Below are 15,802 nucleotides of genomic sequence, written 5' to 3'. Positions count from 1 at the left end.
ATTCCTATGTTAAATACACTTTTTAATATAGTTAATTAAAATGAGGTAATTGAAAAAAATCGATAGAATTCAGTAATAGACCTATGGTTATCCAAATATGTGGATTTAATTTGAGCTAATTATAGATTGATGATTGGTTACTCAGATAAAGATTTTTTGTTATTAATTATAACTGACCACCGAATAACGATAGTTCGATAAAATTAATGACCAATCAATTCTTAATTTTTTTTATTCAATTTAATTCGTTCATTTCTATTTGCTATTTCCCACGCAGTGTGAAATATTAAACGAGTTCTTGATTCAAGTAATTTATAGTTGATTTTATCAGGAGTGTCAGTTGGTTTGTGATAATCATCATGGATCCCATTGAAATAAAATATGATTGGAATATTATGTTTAGCAAAATTGTAATGATCAGACCTGTAATAAAAACGATTTGGGTCATTTTCATCATTATATCTATAATCAAGATCTATGTTGAGGTATTTTCTATTAATAGACTCAGAAATATTATGAAGTTGAGAGCTTAATTTATCAGAGCCAATTAGATAAATATAGTTAGGTTTTCCTTTATGAATATCATCGACTCTACCAATCATATCAATGTTAAGGTTTGTAATAGTATTGGATAATGGAAAAATAGGATTTTCCGTGTAATACTTAGAACCTAATAAACCTTTCTCTTCACCTGTAACGTGCAAAAGTAAGATAGACCGTTTTGGTCCTTTTCCTTCATCAGATGCTTTTTTAAAAGCTTCTGCAATTTCTAAAACAGCTACGGTACCTGAGCCATCATCATCAGCTCCGTTATAAATTTTACCATCTTTAGAACCAATGTGATCTAGATGAGCGGATATGACAATTATTTCCTCAGGTTTTTCAGTCCCCTTGATTAGGGCCACTACATTTTCTGAGTTTTTTAGAGGTTTTTTTCCAAAAACATTTTTAGTAAAGTATTGTGAAGGAACTTTTTGATAATAGTTATTGTCATTTTTTGGAGATTTAATGCCGTTTTTTAAATAAAAATTCTTTAGATACTCACTGGCTTTTTTTTGACCAGGTTCGCCTGTATCTCTTCCTTCAAATTCATCAGAGGCATAGACGAATAAATGCTTTCCAAGATCTTTAGCTGTTATTGTTTCAGCATATTTAGTTGAATAATCAACGGTTATTTCTTTATCAGTACTTATAGTTTCTTTACTTGTACTACATGAAATACATGCAAAGAAAATAGCGAAAGGGAGTAAATTTTTTATCAATTGTTAATAATGTTTAAGGTTTAGTTAGTTATAGTTTTATAATTTGGTTAACATATAAAATTAACTTTTCTTTATTACGAACTGTTCTAATTTTTTGTTAAAACTTATCAGTTCAATGGGAAATAAAGAGCTAAAAGCATTTTTATTAATTAACTCCTTTACAGTTCCTTGGTGAGTTTTGTTTTCAGATAACAAGATTAAATTATCTGCTAGTTGTATTGCTAGGTTAACTTCATGTGTTGATATAATAATTGTTTTTTTTGCGGTTTTAACAAGTTTTTTTAAAAGAGAAAAAACTTTAAATGTATGATGAATATCTAAATGAGCAGTAGGCTCATCTAGGATAATAATTTCAGTATCTTGTGCTAAAGCACGTGCAATCATAACCCTTTGTAATTGACCATCACTTAACTCGTAAAAATACTTATTTTTTAAATGTGAAATTTCGGTTATATCAATTGACCAGGATATTTTTTTTAATTGCTCAGGTGATAATTTATCAATCCAGTTGGTATATGGTTGTCTTCCCAAAGCGACTAACTCAAATACCGTTAATTGACTTAAGGGAAGTCGTTCTGTTAATACAACGCTTAATTTAGTAGCTAATTGTTTATTAGTGTATTGCTCAATATTCTTACCGTCGAGCAGGATATCTCCATTCAAATGCTTTTGTATTTTTGAAAATGAACGTAGTAAAGTTGATTTCCCAATGCCATTTCGTCCAAGTATAGCAAAAAACTTTCCTTTTTCCAATCGCAAGTTTATGTCTGATGCAACAATCTTCTTGTTTTTTTTTGACCCAAAGCCAATAGATAAATTTTTACTTTCAAGTATGATATTATTTTCTCTATTATGCATAAACTTTCTTTTTTCTAATCAACAACCAAATAACCACAGGAGCTCCAAATAATGAAGTTATGGCATTAATAGGAAGAGTAAATGAGCTGTTTGGTATTTGTGCAATACAATCGCAGATTAATAGTAATATAGCACCTAAAATTGCTGAAGCAGGTATTAAAATTTTATGATTTGAGCTTACAAAATAAATTTTAGCTAGGTGAGGTGTTGCTATTCCGACAAATCCAATTGGACCTGAAAACGCTGTTATTACTCCGGTCATAAGACTAGTTATTAATAAAATAATATTTCTATATAGTTTAACATTTAAGCCTAAGCTTTTTGCATAATTTTCACCTAGTAACAAGCTGTTTAATGGTTTGATAATTAAGAGTATGCCAACAATACTAATGATATAAAAAACAAAAAAAACTAGAATTTCATTCCATGTTAAATTACCTAAGCTCCCTAAACTCCAATATTGATATTGTTGAATTTTATTAGCTTCACTCAAATAAGAAAGGACATTTATAACTGAAGAAGTTAAAGAGCCAAACATTAATCCAATAATCAAAATAGACATGGTGTTTCTAACTTTGTTAGCAGCAATTATAACCAAAGAAAGAACGACAAATGCGCCAATACTAGCCGCTATTGTGATTGACCAGTTAGAAACTACAAAAGTTTCCCAAAAACTTCCAAACAGAGCAGAACCTAAAATAAAAAGAGCTACACCAAGGCTAGCTCCTGATGAGATACCAAGAACAAATGGCCCAGCTAACGGATTTCTAAACAAGGTTTGCATTAAAAGCCCACTTATTGACAAGCCTGATCCAACCATAATAGCTGTAATGGCTTTTGGAAGCCTGTAGTCGATTACTATTATATCCCAGCTATTTTTAGGAGGTTCACCAATTTCCATAAGAATCGAGATGATTTTAGAAACAGGTATATGAACAGAGCCTAAACTTATATTTAGCAGTAAGAAGAGAAATAACGATAGTAATAGTAGGGCAAAATGCTTTGTGTATGTTTTAGAAATATTCAAGTATTTATGATAATTTCGAGAGGAAAGTAATTAACTTGGTAATGGCCAATCCACGATGACTAATTTTATTTTTTTCCTCTGAGGACATTTCAGCAAAAGACAACTTAGAACCATCGGGCTTAAAAATAGGATCATAGCCAAAACCTTTTTCTCCTTGTTTGCTATGTAAAATTTCACCTTTACATATTCCATCAAATAGAAATTGACTACCATTTAAATTTAAACAAATTGAAGTTTTAAAATGAGCCTTTCTGTTATCAGTAGTCTTTAACTCATTTAATAATTTTGAGATATTATTTTCAATATTTACAGGCTCACCAGCATAGCGAGCTGAATATACTCCAGGGTTTCCGTTTAAAGCGTTTACTTCAAGACCTGTGTCATCAGCGAAACAATTATATTGATAATTTTCTGAAATATGATTTGCTTTTATTTTTGCATTTCCTTCTAAAGTAGTTGCAGTTTCTGGAATTTCTTCAAAACAATTAATATCTTTAAGAGATAATAATTCAATAGTTTTGGGTAGCATCTTCTGCACTTCAGCTAATTTATTTAAATTATTTGTAGCAAAAACAAGTTTCATTTTATATTAATTCTGATTGTTTTTAAAAAAAGTGTATTTGTTACCTTTCAGCAAAGGTAAACTTTTTTGCCTTTATATTAATCTTTAAATAAAAAACATTAGACTTAAATCGGTGAAGAAAAAAAATGTTTTCTGGGAAAATTAAGTACATTTTAAATTCTATTTAATAAGAATTTTTAAAAGTTAATTTATATCTTAAAAAAATATCATAAATACTTAATGCTCTGAATAAGCTATTTTATTCTCATAGCAACATTAGAAAATTGTTTTCTATGCCTTCAGAATTTTAGAATTAATAATAAGAATTTATTCATGATGATACGGCTCGTTTTTGAGAATAGTATATCCTCTATATATTTGTTCTATAATAAAAAGACGAATCATTTGATGAGAAAAAGTCATTTTTGATAGAGATAATTTTCCATTTGCTTTTTGGTAAACTTTTTCCGAGAATCCATAAGGTCCCCCAATAGTAAATACCAATTGTTTGACACTGGAATTCATTTTTTTCTGAAGATATTGAGAAAATTCTATAGAAGTATATTGTTGTCCTTTGTCATCTAGTAAAATAAGTTGGTCAGTTGATTGAAGTCTATTAATAATTAACTCTCCTTCTCTTTCTTTTTGCTGTTCTTCATTAATGTTTTTTATATTTTTTAAATCTGGAATTATTTCTATATCAAATTTTATGTAGCGTTTCAATCGCTTCTGATATTCATTAATAAGTTGTAGTAATTGTTTGCTGTCAGTTTTGCCGATTACAAGTAGTTTTATCTTCATACAGTAAAACTACAAATGTTTTAATAAACTAAAAAGACAAAGAGGGTACTATAAAAAGTTACTCCTCTTTGTCAGCTTAAATTAGGGGAAATTATATAGCTGATGCTCTTGTTTGAGCAATAATATGATCATTTTCAATAGAACTTCTACTAACACATTGCGTTAATGATTTTTCCTAATTCATTCTTAATTGGAACACCACCTAGAAATGTAATCAAACTATTATTCGAATGTTCTATGTTGTGTAAAGTTTGACCTGGCTGAGATAGTTTTCTAAATAAACCAGAATCTGTATTAAAATAACATGTTGCCTTTACTTTTTTTATAGAAATACCAAGTGAGCCTAGCCAAGCACTGTCCATCTTTTTAAGTGTATCCAAGTTTTAAGTGTATCCAAGTTTGCTTCAGTACCTACAATAGTAATATTCATTTTAGTATTAATTAGTATTGAGTTTTGCTTGGCTTTAGTAATAGCTTTTTCTGCCTGTTCTATTGTTATACTCATTATTATTTATTTCAAATGTCAATAGTTATGTTGCAAAGATATATCTTAAGTTGTTTGAACATATTACTAAAAAGGCTCATTTTTTTTATGAAAAAAGCTCACTGTCAAAATTATTATGTAGCTATTTATGAATAATTCACTTGTATTGAATTATACGATTTTTATAGCGTTAATTAAGAAAGTTATATTGTTTACAAATTAAAAAATACTATAATATTAGGTTGGATAGATATTTAATTCTATGGAAATTAATTATCCATTACAGTAGTATTAAATAGCTCCTTTATAATAGTATATTTTGCCTGTAATAGCATATTCAATAGCCATTCCTATGAGAGCACCAAGTTCATATCCTCCAAAGCCATTACCAAGAGCACCTCTTAAAACATTAGGCCTGCCAGCAGAAACAAAAACTGTTCCTCTTCTTTTTCCAACTTCAGGTTTGTGAATTTTAACTTTAACATTGTTTGATTTCAAAACATCTTTTGTAATTAACTTTTCTTTGTAACTATATGAAATATTGTCAACATCCTCAATAGAAAATTCTGTTTGTTTATATATTACGTGAGAGTTGTCAAAAGAGTAATAACCATTCATTTTATCGTGATGTGATACATTTGTAAAAAGGGAGCTTATTTTATCGTTATATCTTTTTATTTCGTTTTTTACAAATTCAATTTCTTCTATAACAATTCGTCTGAATTTAATTAATTGTAAAAGTTCTTCTGAGTGGTCATCTATTTGTGCTGGATGAGACAAAATATTTAGATTCGTATTAATCGTGAATTTATTATAGTGTTCTATTATATCTCTTAATGTTTCTTGTATTTCAAGAATGTAAAAGAAAATATCTATAAAAAAGGTGTCTTTTTCTGTATATCCTTTGGGTGGTAAAAAAGGAATAGGCATTTGATCTATTTCTGATGTTGGGAAAAGACTACTCTCTCTGTTGAGAGTTTTCTTTTTAAAAAATTTTTTAAATTTTTGTTCTTTATTTTTTTGATGAATTAACACGTTGTTCTCAATTTTATTTTCTGAATACTTTTTATAAGCAAGTAATGAGATAGCTTGATTTTTTTTTAATAGCATTGAAATATTATTTTTCGTTTCTTGAATAGAATTTTTTTTATTTTCTGTACTGTATCTTTCTATGTTGTCTTCACAACCTGAAAAGAATATAACGAATATGTAAATAAGTAAGGTTTTTAATTTAGTTTTCATTTTTTTAGTTTATTTGATATACCTTCAAATCAAGCTAAATTTTAATTATTTTTAATAATCATGTAATATGAATTGATGGTAAATTGAAACAGTGTAAGTGGGGTGAAGGTAGCTGGGTTGATTAAACCTTTAAAATTGTGAAACTTTATAATCTTAAAGGTTTAATCGGTTGGTTTACAGTGTTTTATTTGTTATATGTATCCCTTGTAATAATATATCTTTCCAGTAATTGCCCACTCTATAGTCATGCCTACTGCTATCCCTAATGAATAAGCTCCAAAGTTATTACCAAAAGTTCCCCTTAGCATATTGGGATGTCCAGCAGAGACAAAAACAGTACCTCTTCTTGTGCCAACTTCAGGTGGGCGTATTTTTATTTTTGGGTTTTGAGATTTTAAAAAGTTTTTGGTTACTAGTTTTTCGGCATAACAATATGAAGCATTATGTATGTCTTCGATAGAAAATTCAGATTGGCTATATGGTAAATGAGTGTTGTCAGAGGAATAGTATCCTGACATTTTATGACTTCTATTTGTGTTTGGGAAAAAATTATTTATTTCTTGATTATATTTCTTTATTTCATTTTTCAAGAAAGTAATTTGTTGTCTAATTTCGTGTCTTAACCTCATAAGTTTCCCTATGCCCTCAGAACCATGTAATAATGCCGGGTGTGATAAGGTGTGTAAATTAAAATTAATAGTAAATTTATTATAGGTATCCAATGAAGCTCGAAGAATCTCTTGCATTTCAAGAATATAAAAAAAAGCATTGTTAAAAAAAAGATCTACTTGATTTTTACCGCTTGGTGGTAAAAATGGAGTAGGCATTTGTTCTGTCTTTATAGTAGCTATTTCATTAAATTCGGTTGATTGTTCTCTAGAACTTCTTCTTTCTTTAATTTTTTTAATATTTAATCTTTTGTTATTATTTGAAATAAAGGGTGGTGTTTTATTTGAGGATTGAAAGGTAGTTAACTTGTAAAATTTTTCTGAAAGTATGGGGGAGACTTCCTTTTTGTTCTCAAAATATTCTGCTTGATCAATTGTTTTGTCTAATTCCAAATTATCTTGACATCCAGATAAAGTAATTATCGTTAATAGATTTATTATTATACTTTTTTTAAGTTTCATTTTTTTAAGTTTAAATATTTTAGAATTGAAATCTAAATAAGTTTTTTTTAAGTGTTTTGCGTCTTTCCTGAAGTTTTCATTTTTCAGATATTTTTTTAACACTTAATTTGGTTATATGTTTAAAATTCAATAGTTTAAAAATGAAAAGATAAAGGGTTATTTAAATTTAATTAATTGTTAAGGGTTAGGTTAACCTATTTAACCGATCTTTCACAATTCAACTATTATTTATTGCTTTTATCAATAAATCCCCAGTATATTTAAGTCTTGTTGTTATAAGAAAAATACTTGTCGTTTATGTCTTCGACTCAAAGTGCGATTTAATTTTTAAGAATCTTAGAGTTAACAAACAGGTAATAACTTGTTGTAATGCTCACTTCGACAAACGGTTATTGTTTTAAATTAATTAAAGAGTACTTTTTATTAATAGTTCAAACCTTTATAGTAGTATACTTTTCCATTAGTGCAATAATCGATAGTCATATTTAAAACTGACTTAAGTGGGTATTTAATATTTTGTTTTTTAATAAATTCCCTCATTTGTTTGTTTTTTCTAGAAACGAAAATTGTGCCTTTTATTGCTCCACGTTTAGTTTTGTATAATTTGGATCTAATGTTTTTTGATCTAAGAATATCTTTGGAAATTATTTGATGTCTATAATTAAAAGACAAAATATTGATGTCTTCGGGTGTAAATTGATCCCTTACGAATCGAAAATGAGAATTATCAAAAGAGTAATAACCAGCCATTTTATGCCTAACGCAAACCTTTTCAAAATAAGTGTTAATTTTATTGTTGTACTCAATTATTTCATTGTTAACAATGTTTATTTTTTGTATGACAGCATGTCTTAACTTTAATAAGTTTAATAAATTTTCGGATTCATAAAGAAGCGATGATTTCGATAATACTTTTAAATTATACTGGATGATAAACTTATTATAGCACTCTAATATTTCTCTCAATATTTCTTGTATATTTAAAATATCAAAAAATGTATTTCTAAAGAATATATCTTTTTCGCTTTTGCCATTTGGGGGTAAAAATGGAGTTGCAATCTGTTTTAACTCTAATATTGGAAGTCTATTTTTAAAATTTCCTATGATTTTTATTAGTTGTTCATTCTCTAAAACAATAGATGAATTTGCTTTTCTAATTGTTAAATGGTGAATTTTTTCAGAAAGTGAAAAAATAACTTGCTTCGTTTTTAGAAAAGAAAAACTTTCCTCCTTCAAATTACTTTCATCCAAGTTATCTTGACAATTATAAGCTATGATTAGAAATATAAGGGTAAAACATAATTTTAATCTAGTTTTCATTTTTTAGCCTTTAAAAGATTTCTGAGGGCTTAAGCTAATGAAGTTTTTTTAACTAATTTGTTTTTATTGTTGTTTTTTTTAACTCTTTTGTGTATTGTTTTGTTTTTCAGGAAAAAAAACTCTAAATATATTTAGAGCTTTTTTATCTGTTGAAATTTTCAATAGTTAGAGTAAGTAATCTAATTACCTTGGTAATAGTATATTTTCCCTGTTATGGCATATTCTATTGTCATGCCAACGGCCAAACCAAGATTGTATGCTCCAAAATCATTACCAAATACACCCCTAATAGTATTGGGTTTACCAGGAGTAATAAAAACCGTTCCTCTTCTTTTTCCAACTTCTGGTTTGTGAAGCCTTAGCTTTGGAGTTTTCAATTTTAAAATATTTTTATCTATTAGTTTAAAATGATAACTAAAAGCCATGTTACTAACTTCTGTAATAGAAAATTCGTCTTGATTAAATACTTTATGAGTGTTGTCAAAAGAATAGTATCCTGCCATTTTATGATGATAACTTATTTGAGGGAAATGATTATCAATTGTATTGTTGTAATTAAGTATTTCATTTCTAACGAATGCAATTTCTTTTAGAATTATTTTACGAAATTTTATTAATCTTATAAAATCATCGGAGCTGTATATTTGCGCAGGATGTGTTAAAAAATTTAAATTGGTATGGATTGTAAATCTGTTGTAATGTTCTAATAGGTCTCTTAGCGCTTCTGTCATTTCAAGAAAATTAAAAAATCGATCTATAAAGAGAACATCTTCTCTACTGTTACCGTTTGGAGGTAAATAGGGAGTAGGCATTAGATCTATTTTTTCAGTTGAATGTACAATTAGTTTTTTCTTTGAGTAATTTGGTTTTAAATTATCTAAATCAATCTTTACAGAATTTAAATAAGACAATTCATGAATTTTTTTAGAGATTGAAGTTATGGTGTGTTTTAAATTTGAGAAAGAAATGTTGTTTTTAGATTGTTTTTGAAGATCTAGCTCACTTTGACATCCATTAAGCGAATAAATGATAATTAATATAAAACCTATTTTTAAGTTAACCATGATTTCTTTTTTTATGTTCATTGAAGTTGTAAATATTAAATCGCGTTTTTATAGTAGTATATTTTGCCAGTTATAGCATATTCTATTGTCATACCAACAGCAGCACCAAGTGCGTATGCTCCCAGGTCTTCTCCAAAAGTTCCTCTAACAATATTTGGTTTACCAGCAGTAACAAAAACAGTTCCTCTTCTATTCCCAACTTCTGGTTTGTGAAGTTTTAATTTTGGGCTTTCAGATTTTAAAATATTTTTAGTAATTAATTTTTTATGATAGCTATAGGAAAAATTATCCACATCCTCAATTGAAAATTCCTCACGGTTGTAATTTAAATGTGTATTGTCAAAAGAGTAATAACCAGACATTTTATGGTAATGACTTATTTTAGGAAAATAAAGATTTATTTTACGATTGTAATTGTTGATTTTATTCTTCAGAGACTCAATTTCGTTTATAATAATTCTTCGAAAATTGAATAGTCTTGAAAGGTCATCAGAAAATAAATGTATATAGGCTGGGTGTGACAACATATTTAAATTAGTTTTTATAGTAAACGTATTGTAATTTTCTAACATGTTTCTTAATAATTCTTCGTTCTCAAGAATTTTAAAAAAAGTATCTCTAAAAAAAAGATCATCTTCACTTTCTCCATTTGGGTATAAATAAGGGATGGGCATATGTCCTATTTTTGGTACAGGAAAATTATTGTTTATTCCTTTTGAAAGATGAGTCTTTATGTTTTTTTCTGATTTTTGATAAAAATTATTATTGTTAAAAATCCTTTTTTTATTGTTTGGGTTATCGAACTGTTCCGTATCCTGACATCCAAGTAAAATAAGGGAGCTTGCAAGGTGTAATATTAATTTAGTGTTCATTTTTATTAGTTTAATGGTTCTGAGACTGAATCTAACTAAGGTTTTTAGATGGTAACGATTTTTGTTATATTTTTCATTGAGTTTACTCATAAAAGAAATTTTTGTTAAATAGAATTGTTCATTTTTTAGTTAACTAGATTATTTATAGAAAGAGTGTTTAATTTTTAATTAATGTTTTTTGCTGTTTTTGTTTATATAAGATGTGTTTTAGATAAACAATAACCCCTTGATTAAACTGTATCTGTTGATTAAAAAAATATAATTAAATTATATTTTGTGTTATATGTGTTTGTTTTTTAGGTTTGTTTATTGGTTTTTTACATACCGTATTGAATTACAGATTGTAAAATATTTTGTTTTAAAATATTTGTTAAAAGTTAAACTTAATTGAGGTTATATGTGTTTTAATTACTACATTTGTTTCAACAAAACAAGATAAGTTTTATGAAAAAAATTAAAATAATAATGATTTCTAATCATTGATTTAAATAAGACATATAAAAAAGATAACATGTTATATGGAGATACAAAAAATTATGACAATCTAGTTGTTTTAAAAAAAGGTAAGCTAGTCGAGAAAAAGCTTTAACGAAAAGATTACCTTTGTTATTCCGTGTTATTTTTATTTCAAAATTGTAATTATTTAATGTTTTTAAATAAAAACTCTAAGAATTTATAATTCGGTTGTTAATAAACCACTGTTAGATGTAAAACAACTTCATGGTTCGTAATAATTTTTAAATCAAATAAAGATATTAATAAAAACTATTTGTAATAATATAATTCACCAGTAATGGCATATTCTATGCACATTCCTACAAGTTTACCAAGTTCACAGGCTCCAAAGTCATTACCAAAAGTACCCCTTATAACACTAGGTTTAGAAGAGTTTACAAATACAGTTCCTCGTCTAGTACCTACTTGTGGTTTATGAATTTTTGATTTATGCTGACCTGTGGTGAAAAATTTATTAGATATAAGTCTTTTTCCATAACTAAAGCTGAAATAATCAACGTCTTCTATTGAAAATTCTTCTAGATTACTAACGATAATATGAGAATTATCAAAGGAATAGTAACCAGCCATTTTATGGCCATGACTTACATTAGGAAAAAAATAACTAATTTCATTGTTATATAAATTTATTTTTTCTCTTACAATTTGTATTTCACGTTTTGCTTCTTTAACAAAACGTCTTAATTTAACGAAGGAATCAGAATCATCGATATCATGTAATTGAGCTGGGTGAGATAGTTTTAATAAGTTATTGTTTATCATAAAAGTGTTATACTTTTCTAAATAATCTCTTAGATCTTCTTTTCTATCAAGAATATAGAAGAAAGCGTCTTTGTAGCGAATATCTAATTCACTTTTGCCACTGGGAGGTAAGTATGGAGTAGGCATTATCTCCAAATCATATGTAGGAAATTTTTGTTTTGTCTTTTTAGAATTGTAAGTTCTGTTCAAATGAATGCTTGTAGGAGGTTTACTTTTACCGGGGAAGGATAATAAATCTTGTTTTTTCTCAGAAAGTAGCTCCGCTTTTTGAATTGCATCGAACTCAAAGTTACACTCGTCCATCGAGGTTTTTAATTCTAGGTCTTTTTGGCATGCAAAAAATAAACTTAGTGTAATGGTAAGTAATTGTGTTTTCAATTTAATTTTCATGTTTTGTTTATTAAAATATTTTGGGGAAATCTAATAAAGAACTCAGATTAAAAAAAATTCATATTTTAATTTAGTTTTTTGTTTATCAGTGAGTACTATTTATATTCATTTTTTTTAAATTAATTTTTCTTCTGTTGTGTCGAGTTAAGTGCAAGTGAGGGATAATAAGCGAATAAAAGGAAATGATTTCCTATCGTAGAATCATCAACGATTTCAGTGTGTCATAGGAAATAATTTAGCTGCTTATAAAGCATTTTTGTAATAGTATATTTCACCTGTAATAGCATATTCAATGGTCATTCCAATAGCAACTCCGAGAGAATAACTACCAAAATCGTTGCCAAATACTCCTCTAATAATATTGGGTTTTCCAGGAGAAATAAAAACAGTTCCACGCCTGGAACCAACTTGAGGTTTTTGAAGTTTTAGTTTTGCGTTTTTTGCTTTTAATAGGTTTTTAGTAACTAGTTTTCGATGGTAGCTATATGAAAAATTATCGACATCTTCTATAGAGAACTCATTTCTATTAAATTTAATGTGTTTATTATCAAAGGAGTAATATCCGGCCATTTTACATTGATAACTTATATTAGGAAAGTCTATTTCAATTAAACTATTGTATTTTAATATTTCATTTTTTACAAATTTAATCTCTTTTATCATTAGACGCCGATAAGCTAATAATTTTGGAAGCTCTTCTGAAATGTGTATCTGTGCGGGATGCGATAAGACATTCAGGTTGGTGTGGATTGTAAATTTATTATAATGTTCTAGTAAGTTCCTTAAAGATTCTTTTATATCTAGTATGTAAAAAAAACGATTTTTGTAGAACAAATCGGCTTCACTATTTCCATTGGGGTGTAAATAAGGGGTTGGCATTTGTTCTACTTCAGGGAGTTGAAATCCCTTTTTCGTCCCTTTTACTTTTGAAAAAATAATTTTTTCACGTTGCTTTAATTTGTTTTCTGTCTTATCGAGCCGTTTATTTATTTTAAAAGTTTCACGCTCTTCAGGGGAGAAGAGTATTTGTGTATCGTCTTGACATCTGTAAATACTTACAATCATCAAAATAATTACTGTTGTTTTATTCATATTTGATAAGTTTTAAAAATAGTTGAAAAGAGGAAGGGAATTTTATTAAGTCGAATTTAGTTTTCTTAATATATAAAATAAAGATAGAATTGTGATAATTTTTATAACAGTCTGGAAACTTTATTGAATTTTCCAAAATATTTTTTAGACTATAAAATCTAATTCTATATTGAATTTTTATAATAATAGATCTTGCCCGAAATAGCATATTCAATGGTCATGCCGATAGTAGCTCCCAAAGCATACCCTCCAAAATCATTTCCTAGTGTTCCTCTTATAATATTTGGTTTCCCTGCATTTACAAAGACAGTTCCTCTTCTCGAGCCAACTTCAGGTTTTTTAAGTTTTAGTTTTGGATTTTTTAATTTCAAAAGATCTTCGTTAACTATTTTTTGGTGAAAACAATAAGAGAAGTTGTCTATGTCTTCGATTGAAAATTCAAACTGATTATACAGAAAGTGAGAGTTATCATAGGAATAATATCCTGCTTTTTTATGATTAATACTTACGTTTGGGAAGTAAGTATTAATTCTAGAATTATAGTTACTTATTTCATTTTTTACAAAATCAATTTCCTCAGAAACAACGTTTCTCAACTTGATTAGGTTCTTAATTTCAGTAGAATTGTGTATTTGTGCTGGATGGGATAAAAAGTTTAGATTAGTCTTGATTGTAAACTTATTATAGTACTCAATTAAGTCTCTTAGGGTTTCTTGCATTTCAAGAATTCGAAAGAAAATATTTTTAAAATATAGATCAATACCACTACTCCCGTTTGGATGTAAAAAAGGAGAGGGCATTTGTTCTATTTTGAATACAGGGAGTTTATTTCTAAAATCTTTTGAATTACGACATGAGCTTCCTTGTTTAATAAGAATATTATGTAGGTCTTGTAAGGTGGATAATTGTTTTATTTTTTTTGAAAACATGCTCGTTTTTTTTTGAGCTTCATAAAAAAGAGTATCAGTGTTTTCTTGCTTTTTTAGCATCAAGTCATTTTGGCAGGAGTAAAATAAGGACAGTGTAATGAGTATATGTGTTATTTTCGCTGTTATATCTACGATTATAAGGTGGTTGATCGTTTTATTTATTTTATATGATTTTTTATTAATATTATTTAATAATGAGGAGTGTAGTTTTGATTTCATATGTTATGTTAACGTTGTATCTTAATACAAGAGAGCGTTATTTCTAGATTTAATTTTTTAAAAGAATAGTAAAATAAATATGATTTTTATTAGTCGCATCTATACACGTTTCTATAGTGATATATTCTACCAGTTATTGCGTACTCAATGGCCATTCCGATAGCTACGCCAAGAGAATAACTTCCAAAATCATTTCCTAGTGATCCTCTTATAACATTTGGTTTTCTGGAATTTAAAAAAATAGTGCCTCTTCTTTTGCCTACTTCTGGTCGATGAAGATGAAGTTTAGCATTTTTTTCTTTTAGAACATCTTTGGTGATGAATTTTTTATGGTAAGAGTAAGAGAAATTGGAAATGTCTTCAATAGAAAATTCAGATTCATTATAGCTAATATGAGAGTTGTCAAAAGAATAATATCCGGACATTTTTCGTTGATGGTTCACATCAGGAAAGTATAAATTAATTCTCTGGTTGTAATAATTTACATGCTCTTTGACAAAAGTTATTTCGTCTATTGCAATTTGCCTAAATTTAGTAACTAATATAATATCATCGGTTTGTGGTAAGGTATTTGGGTTTTTCAAGATGGTTAAATTGAGTCTTATAACTAATTTGTTATATCCTTCTATTAATTCTCTTAAAGTTTCTTGCATTTCAAGAATATTAAAAAACATGTTTTTAAAGAATAAGTCGTCTTTGCTATTGCCATTTGGAGGTAAAAAAGGGGTGGGCATTTCATCTATTTCTGGTGTTGGAATTCCTTTTTCTGATTCTTCTAATAATTTTTTTAAGTTTTCTTGCATTCTATCAAGACTTATGAATATTGGATTTTTAACACTTGTCTTTTCTTTATCTCTTTGAGCGTTTGAAAAAGAGTGATTTGAAAGGCTTTTCTTTTTGTGAAAAGAAAGATTTTGTATTTTATTTGCGAGTGTGTGTATTTCATTTTTTACTGCTTTGAAATCAATATTGAGTTCAATGTCATTTTCTGCTAAATAATCGGTGTTTATATCATTTTGACATCCATTTAATAGAAAAAGTGTAATGTAAATAAATACATTGTTTAGCTTGAAATTCATTTTGTGTTGTATTTAATTTTAGGGGCGCGAAGCTAGTGAATAAAAGCTTTTATCTGTTTTTTTAAATAAAAATAACAATAAAGGTCTTTTTTGTTTGAAAAATTATTTTTTTTGCTTTTGTAAAGGTATATGGGGATTAAATTCTTTAAAATTTTCTATTAAAAAGTTTACTTTTACCCGAACAATTTAACAC

General features: G+C 27.6%; 16 protein-coding genes. All 16 read right to left on the bottom strand.

Annotated features, from left to right (window positions below; translation table 11 throughout):
- Positions 1-221: 221 nt before the first annotated feature.
- Positions 222-1,259 carry a M28 family metallopeptidase gene (locus tag AC2GW8_RS05235; protein ID WP_440882186.1) on the bottom strand — a complete coding sequence of 346 codons (1,038 nt, stop codon included), beginning with the start codon at positions 1,257-1,259 and terminating at the stop codon, positions 222-224.
- Between the two features lie 63 nt (positions 1,260-1,322).
- Positions 1,323-2,120 (bottom strand): ABC transporter ATP-binding protein, encoded by a 798-nt coding sequence (locus AC2GW8_RS05230; protein ID WP_440881727.1) that lies wholly within the window; start codon positions 2,118-2,120, stop codon positions 1,323-1,325.
- Positions 2,113-3,147, bottom strand: a complete 1,035-nt coding sequence (locus AC2GW8_RS05225; RefSeq protein ID WP_440881726.1) for a FecCD family ABC transporter permease — start codon at positions 3,145-3,147, stop codon at positions 2,113-2,115. Before AC2GW8_RS05225 ends, AC2GW8_RS05230 begins: the two co-directional genes overlap by 8 nt.
- A 4-nt stretch (positions 3,148-3,151) precedes the next feature.
- Positions 3,152-3,730, bottom strand: a complete 579-nt coding sequence (locus AC2GW8_RS05220) for a non-canonical purine NTP diphosphatase (RefSeq protein WP_440881725.1) — start codon at positions 3,728-3,730, stop codon at positions 3,152-3,154.
- A 306-nt stretch (positions 3,731-4,036) separates the two neighbouring features.
- Positions 4,037-4,510, bottom strand: a complete 474-nt coding sequence (gene rlmH / locus AC2GW8_RS05215) for a 23S rRNA (pseudouridine(1915)-N(3))-methyltransferase RlmH (RefSeq protein WP_440881724.1) — start codon at positions 4,508-4,510, stop codon at positions 4,037-4,039.
- A gap of 149 nt (positions 4,511-4,659) precedes the next feature.
- A complete protein-coding gene (locus AC2GW8_RS05210) occupies positions 4,660-4,872 on the bottom strand; it encodes a heme-binding protein (protein ID WP_440881723.1) in 213 nt (70 codons plus the stop codon).
- Positions 4,854-5,015 carry a hypothetical protein gene (locus tag AC2GW8_RS05205; protein ID WP_440881722.1) on the bottom strand — a complete coding sequence of 54 codons (162 nt, stop codon included), beginning with the start codon at positions 5,013-5,015 and terminating at the stop codon, positions 4,854-4,856. The genes AC2GW8_RS05210 and AC2GW8_RS05205 overlap by 19 nt, the downstream gene beginning before the upstream one ends.
- Before the next feature lie 270 nt (positions 5,016-5,285).
- Positions 5,286-6,236 carry a hypothetical protein gene (locus AC2GW8_RS05200; protein WP_440881721.1) on the bottom strand — a complete coding sequence of 317 codons (951 nt, stop codon included), beginning with the start codon at positions 6,234-6,236 and terminating at the stop codon, positions 5,286-5,288.
- 191 nt (positions 6,237-6,427) lie between these two features.
- Positions 6,428-7,366 (bottom strand): hypothetical protein, encoded by a 939-nt coding sequence (locus AC2GW8_RS05195; RefSeq protein ID WP_440881720.1) that lies wholly within the window; start codon positions 7,364-7,366, stop codon positions 6,428-6,430.
- Between the two features lie 423 nt (positions 7,367-7,789).
- Complete coding sequence (locus AC2GW8_RS05190; protein WP_440881719.1) at positions 7,790-8,686, bottom strand: hypothetical protein; 897 nt, start codon at positions 8,684-8,686, stop codon at positions 7,790-7,792.
- 179 nt (positions 8,687-8,865) lie between these two features.
- Positions 8,866-9,771 (bottom strand): hypothetical protein, encoded by a 906-nt coding sequence (locus tag AC2GW8_RS05185; RefSeq protein ID WP_440881718.1) that lies wholly within the window; start codon positions 9,769-9,771, stop codon positions 8,866-8,868.
- A 14-nt stretch (positions 9,772-9,785) separates the two neighbouring features.
- The gene (locus tag AC2GW8_RS05180; RefSeq protein ID WP_440881717.1) at positions 9,786-10,622 is read right to left on the bottom strand and encodes a hypothetical protein; all 837 of its coding nucleotides are present in this window, start codon (positions 10,620-10,622) and stop codon (positions 9,786-9,788) included.
- A 765-nt stretch (positions 10,623-11,387) separates the two neighbouring features.
- Positions 11,388-12,290 carry a hypothetical protein gene (locus AC2GW8_RS05175; protein WP_440881716.1) on the bottom strand — a complete coding sequence of 301 codons (903 nt, stop codon included), beginning with the start codon at positions 12,288-12,290 and terminating at the stop codon, positions 11,388-11,390.
- A 243-nt stretch (positions 12,291-12,533) separates the two neighbouring features.
- On the bottom strand, positions 12,534-13,382 hold the full coding sequence (locus AC2GW8_RS05170; protein ID WP_440881715.1) for a hypothetical protein: 849 nt from the start codon (positions 13,380-13,382) through the stop codon (positions 12,534-12,536).
- 164 nt (positions 13,383-13,546) lie between these two features.
- Positions 13,547-14,530: a hypothetical protein gene (locus tag AC2GW8_RS05165; protein ID WP_440881714.1), complete on the bottom strand. Its 984-nt coding sequence runs from the start codon at positions 14,528-14,530 to the stop codon at positions 13,547-13,549.
- 89 nt (positions 14,531-14,619) lie between these two features.
- Positions 14,620-15,609 (bottom strand): hypothetical protein, encoded by a 990-nt coding sequence (locus tag AC2GW8_RS05160; RefSeq protein WP_440881713.1) that lies wholly within the window; start codon positions 15,607-15,609, stop codon positions 14,620-14,622.
- Positions 15,610-15,802: the final 193 nt, after the last annotated feature.

Source organism: Tenacibaculum profundi (assembly GCF_057162725.1).
This window is presented reverse-complemented; position numbering and strand designations above follow the sequence as displayed.

What these genes read in the sequence shown, in the direction of transcription:
- rlmH (WP_440881724.1), bottom strand. Translation starts at nt 4,510, where the DNA reads ATGAAGATAAAACTACTTGTAATCGGCAAAACTGACAGCAAACAATTA.
- AC2GW8_RS05220 (WP_440881725.1), bottom strand. Translation starts at nt 3,730, where the DNA reads ATGAAACTTGTTTTTGCTACAAATAATTTAAATAAATTAGCTGAAGTG.
- AC2GW8_RS05160 (WP_440881713.1), bottom strand. Translation starts at nt 15,609, where the DNA reads ATGAATTTCAAGCTAAACAATGTATTTATTTACATTACACTTTTTCTA.
- AC2GW8_RS05200 (WP_440881721.1), bottom strand. Translation starts at nt 6,236, where the DNA reads ATGAAAACTAAATTAAAAACCTTACTTATTTACATATTCGTTATATTC.
- AC2GW8_RS05195 (WP_440881720.1), bottom strand. Translation starts at nt 7,366, where the DNA reads ATGAAACTTAAAAAAAGTATAATAATAAATCTATTAACGATAATTACT.
- AC2GW8_RS05190 (WP_440881719.1), bottom strand. Translation starts at nt 8,686, where the DNA reads ATGAAAACTAGATTAAAATTATGTTTTACCCTTATATTTCTAATCATA.
- AC2GW8_RS05175 (WP_440881716.1), bottom strand. Translation starts at nt 12,290, where the DNA reads ATGAAAATTAAATTGAAAACACAATTACTTACCATTACACTAAGTTTA.
- AC2GW8_RS05170 (WP_440881715.1), bottom strand. Translation starts at nt 13,382, where the DNA reads ATGAATAAAACAACAGTAATTATTTTGATGATTGTAAGTATTTACAGA.
- AC2GW8_RS05205 (WP_440881722.1), bottom strand. Translation starts at nt 5,015, where the DNA reads ATGAGTATAACAATAGAACAGGCAGAAAAAGCTATTACTAAAGCCAAG.
- AC2GW8_RS05185 (WP_440881718.1), bottom strand. Translation starts at nt 9,771, where the DNA reads ATGAACATAAAAAAAGAAATCATGGTTAACTTAAAAATAGGTTTTATA.
- AC2GW8_RS05180 (WP_440881717.1), bottom strand. Translation starts at nt 10,622, where the DNA reads ATGAACACTAAATTAATATTACACCTTGCAAGCTCCCTTATTTTACTT.
- AC2GW8_RS05210 (WP_440881723.1), bottom strand. Translation starts at nt 4,872, where the DNA reads ATGGACAGTGCTTGGCTAGGCTCACTTGGTATTTCTATAAAAAAAGTA.
- AC2GW8_RS05165 (WP_440881714.1), bottom strand. Translation starts at nt 14,530, where the DNA reads ATGAAATCAAAACTACACTCCTCATTATTAAATAATATTAATAAAAAA.
- AC2GW8_RS05230 (WP_440881727.1), bottom strand. Translation starts at nt 2,120, where the DNA reads ATGCATAATAGAGAAAATAATATCATACTTGAAAGTAAAAATTTATCT.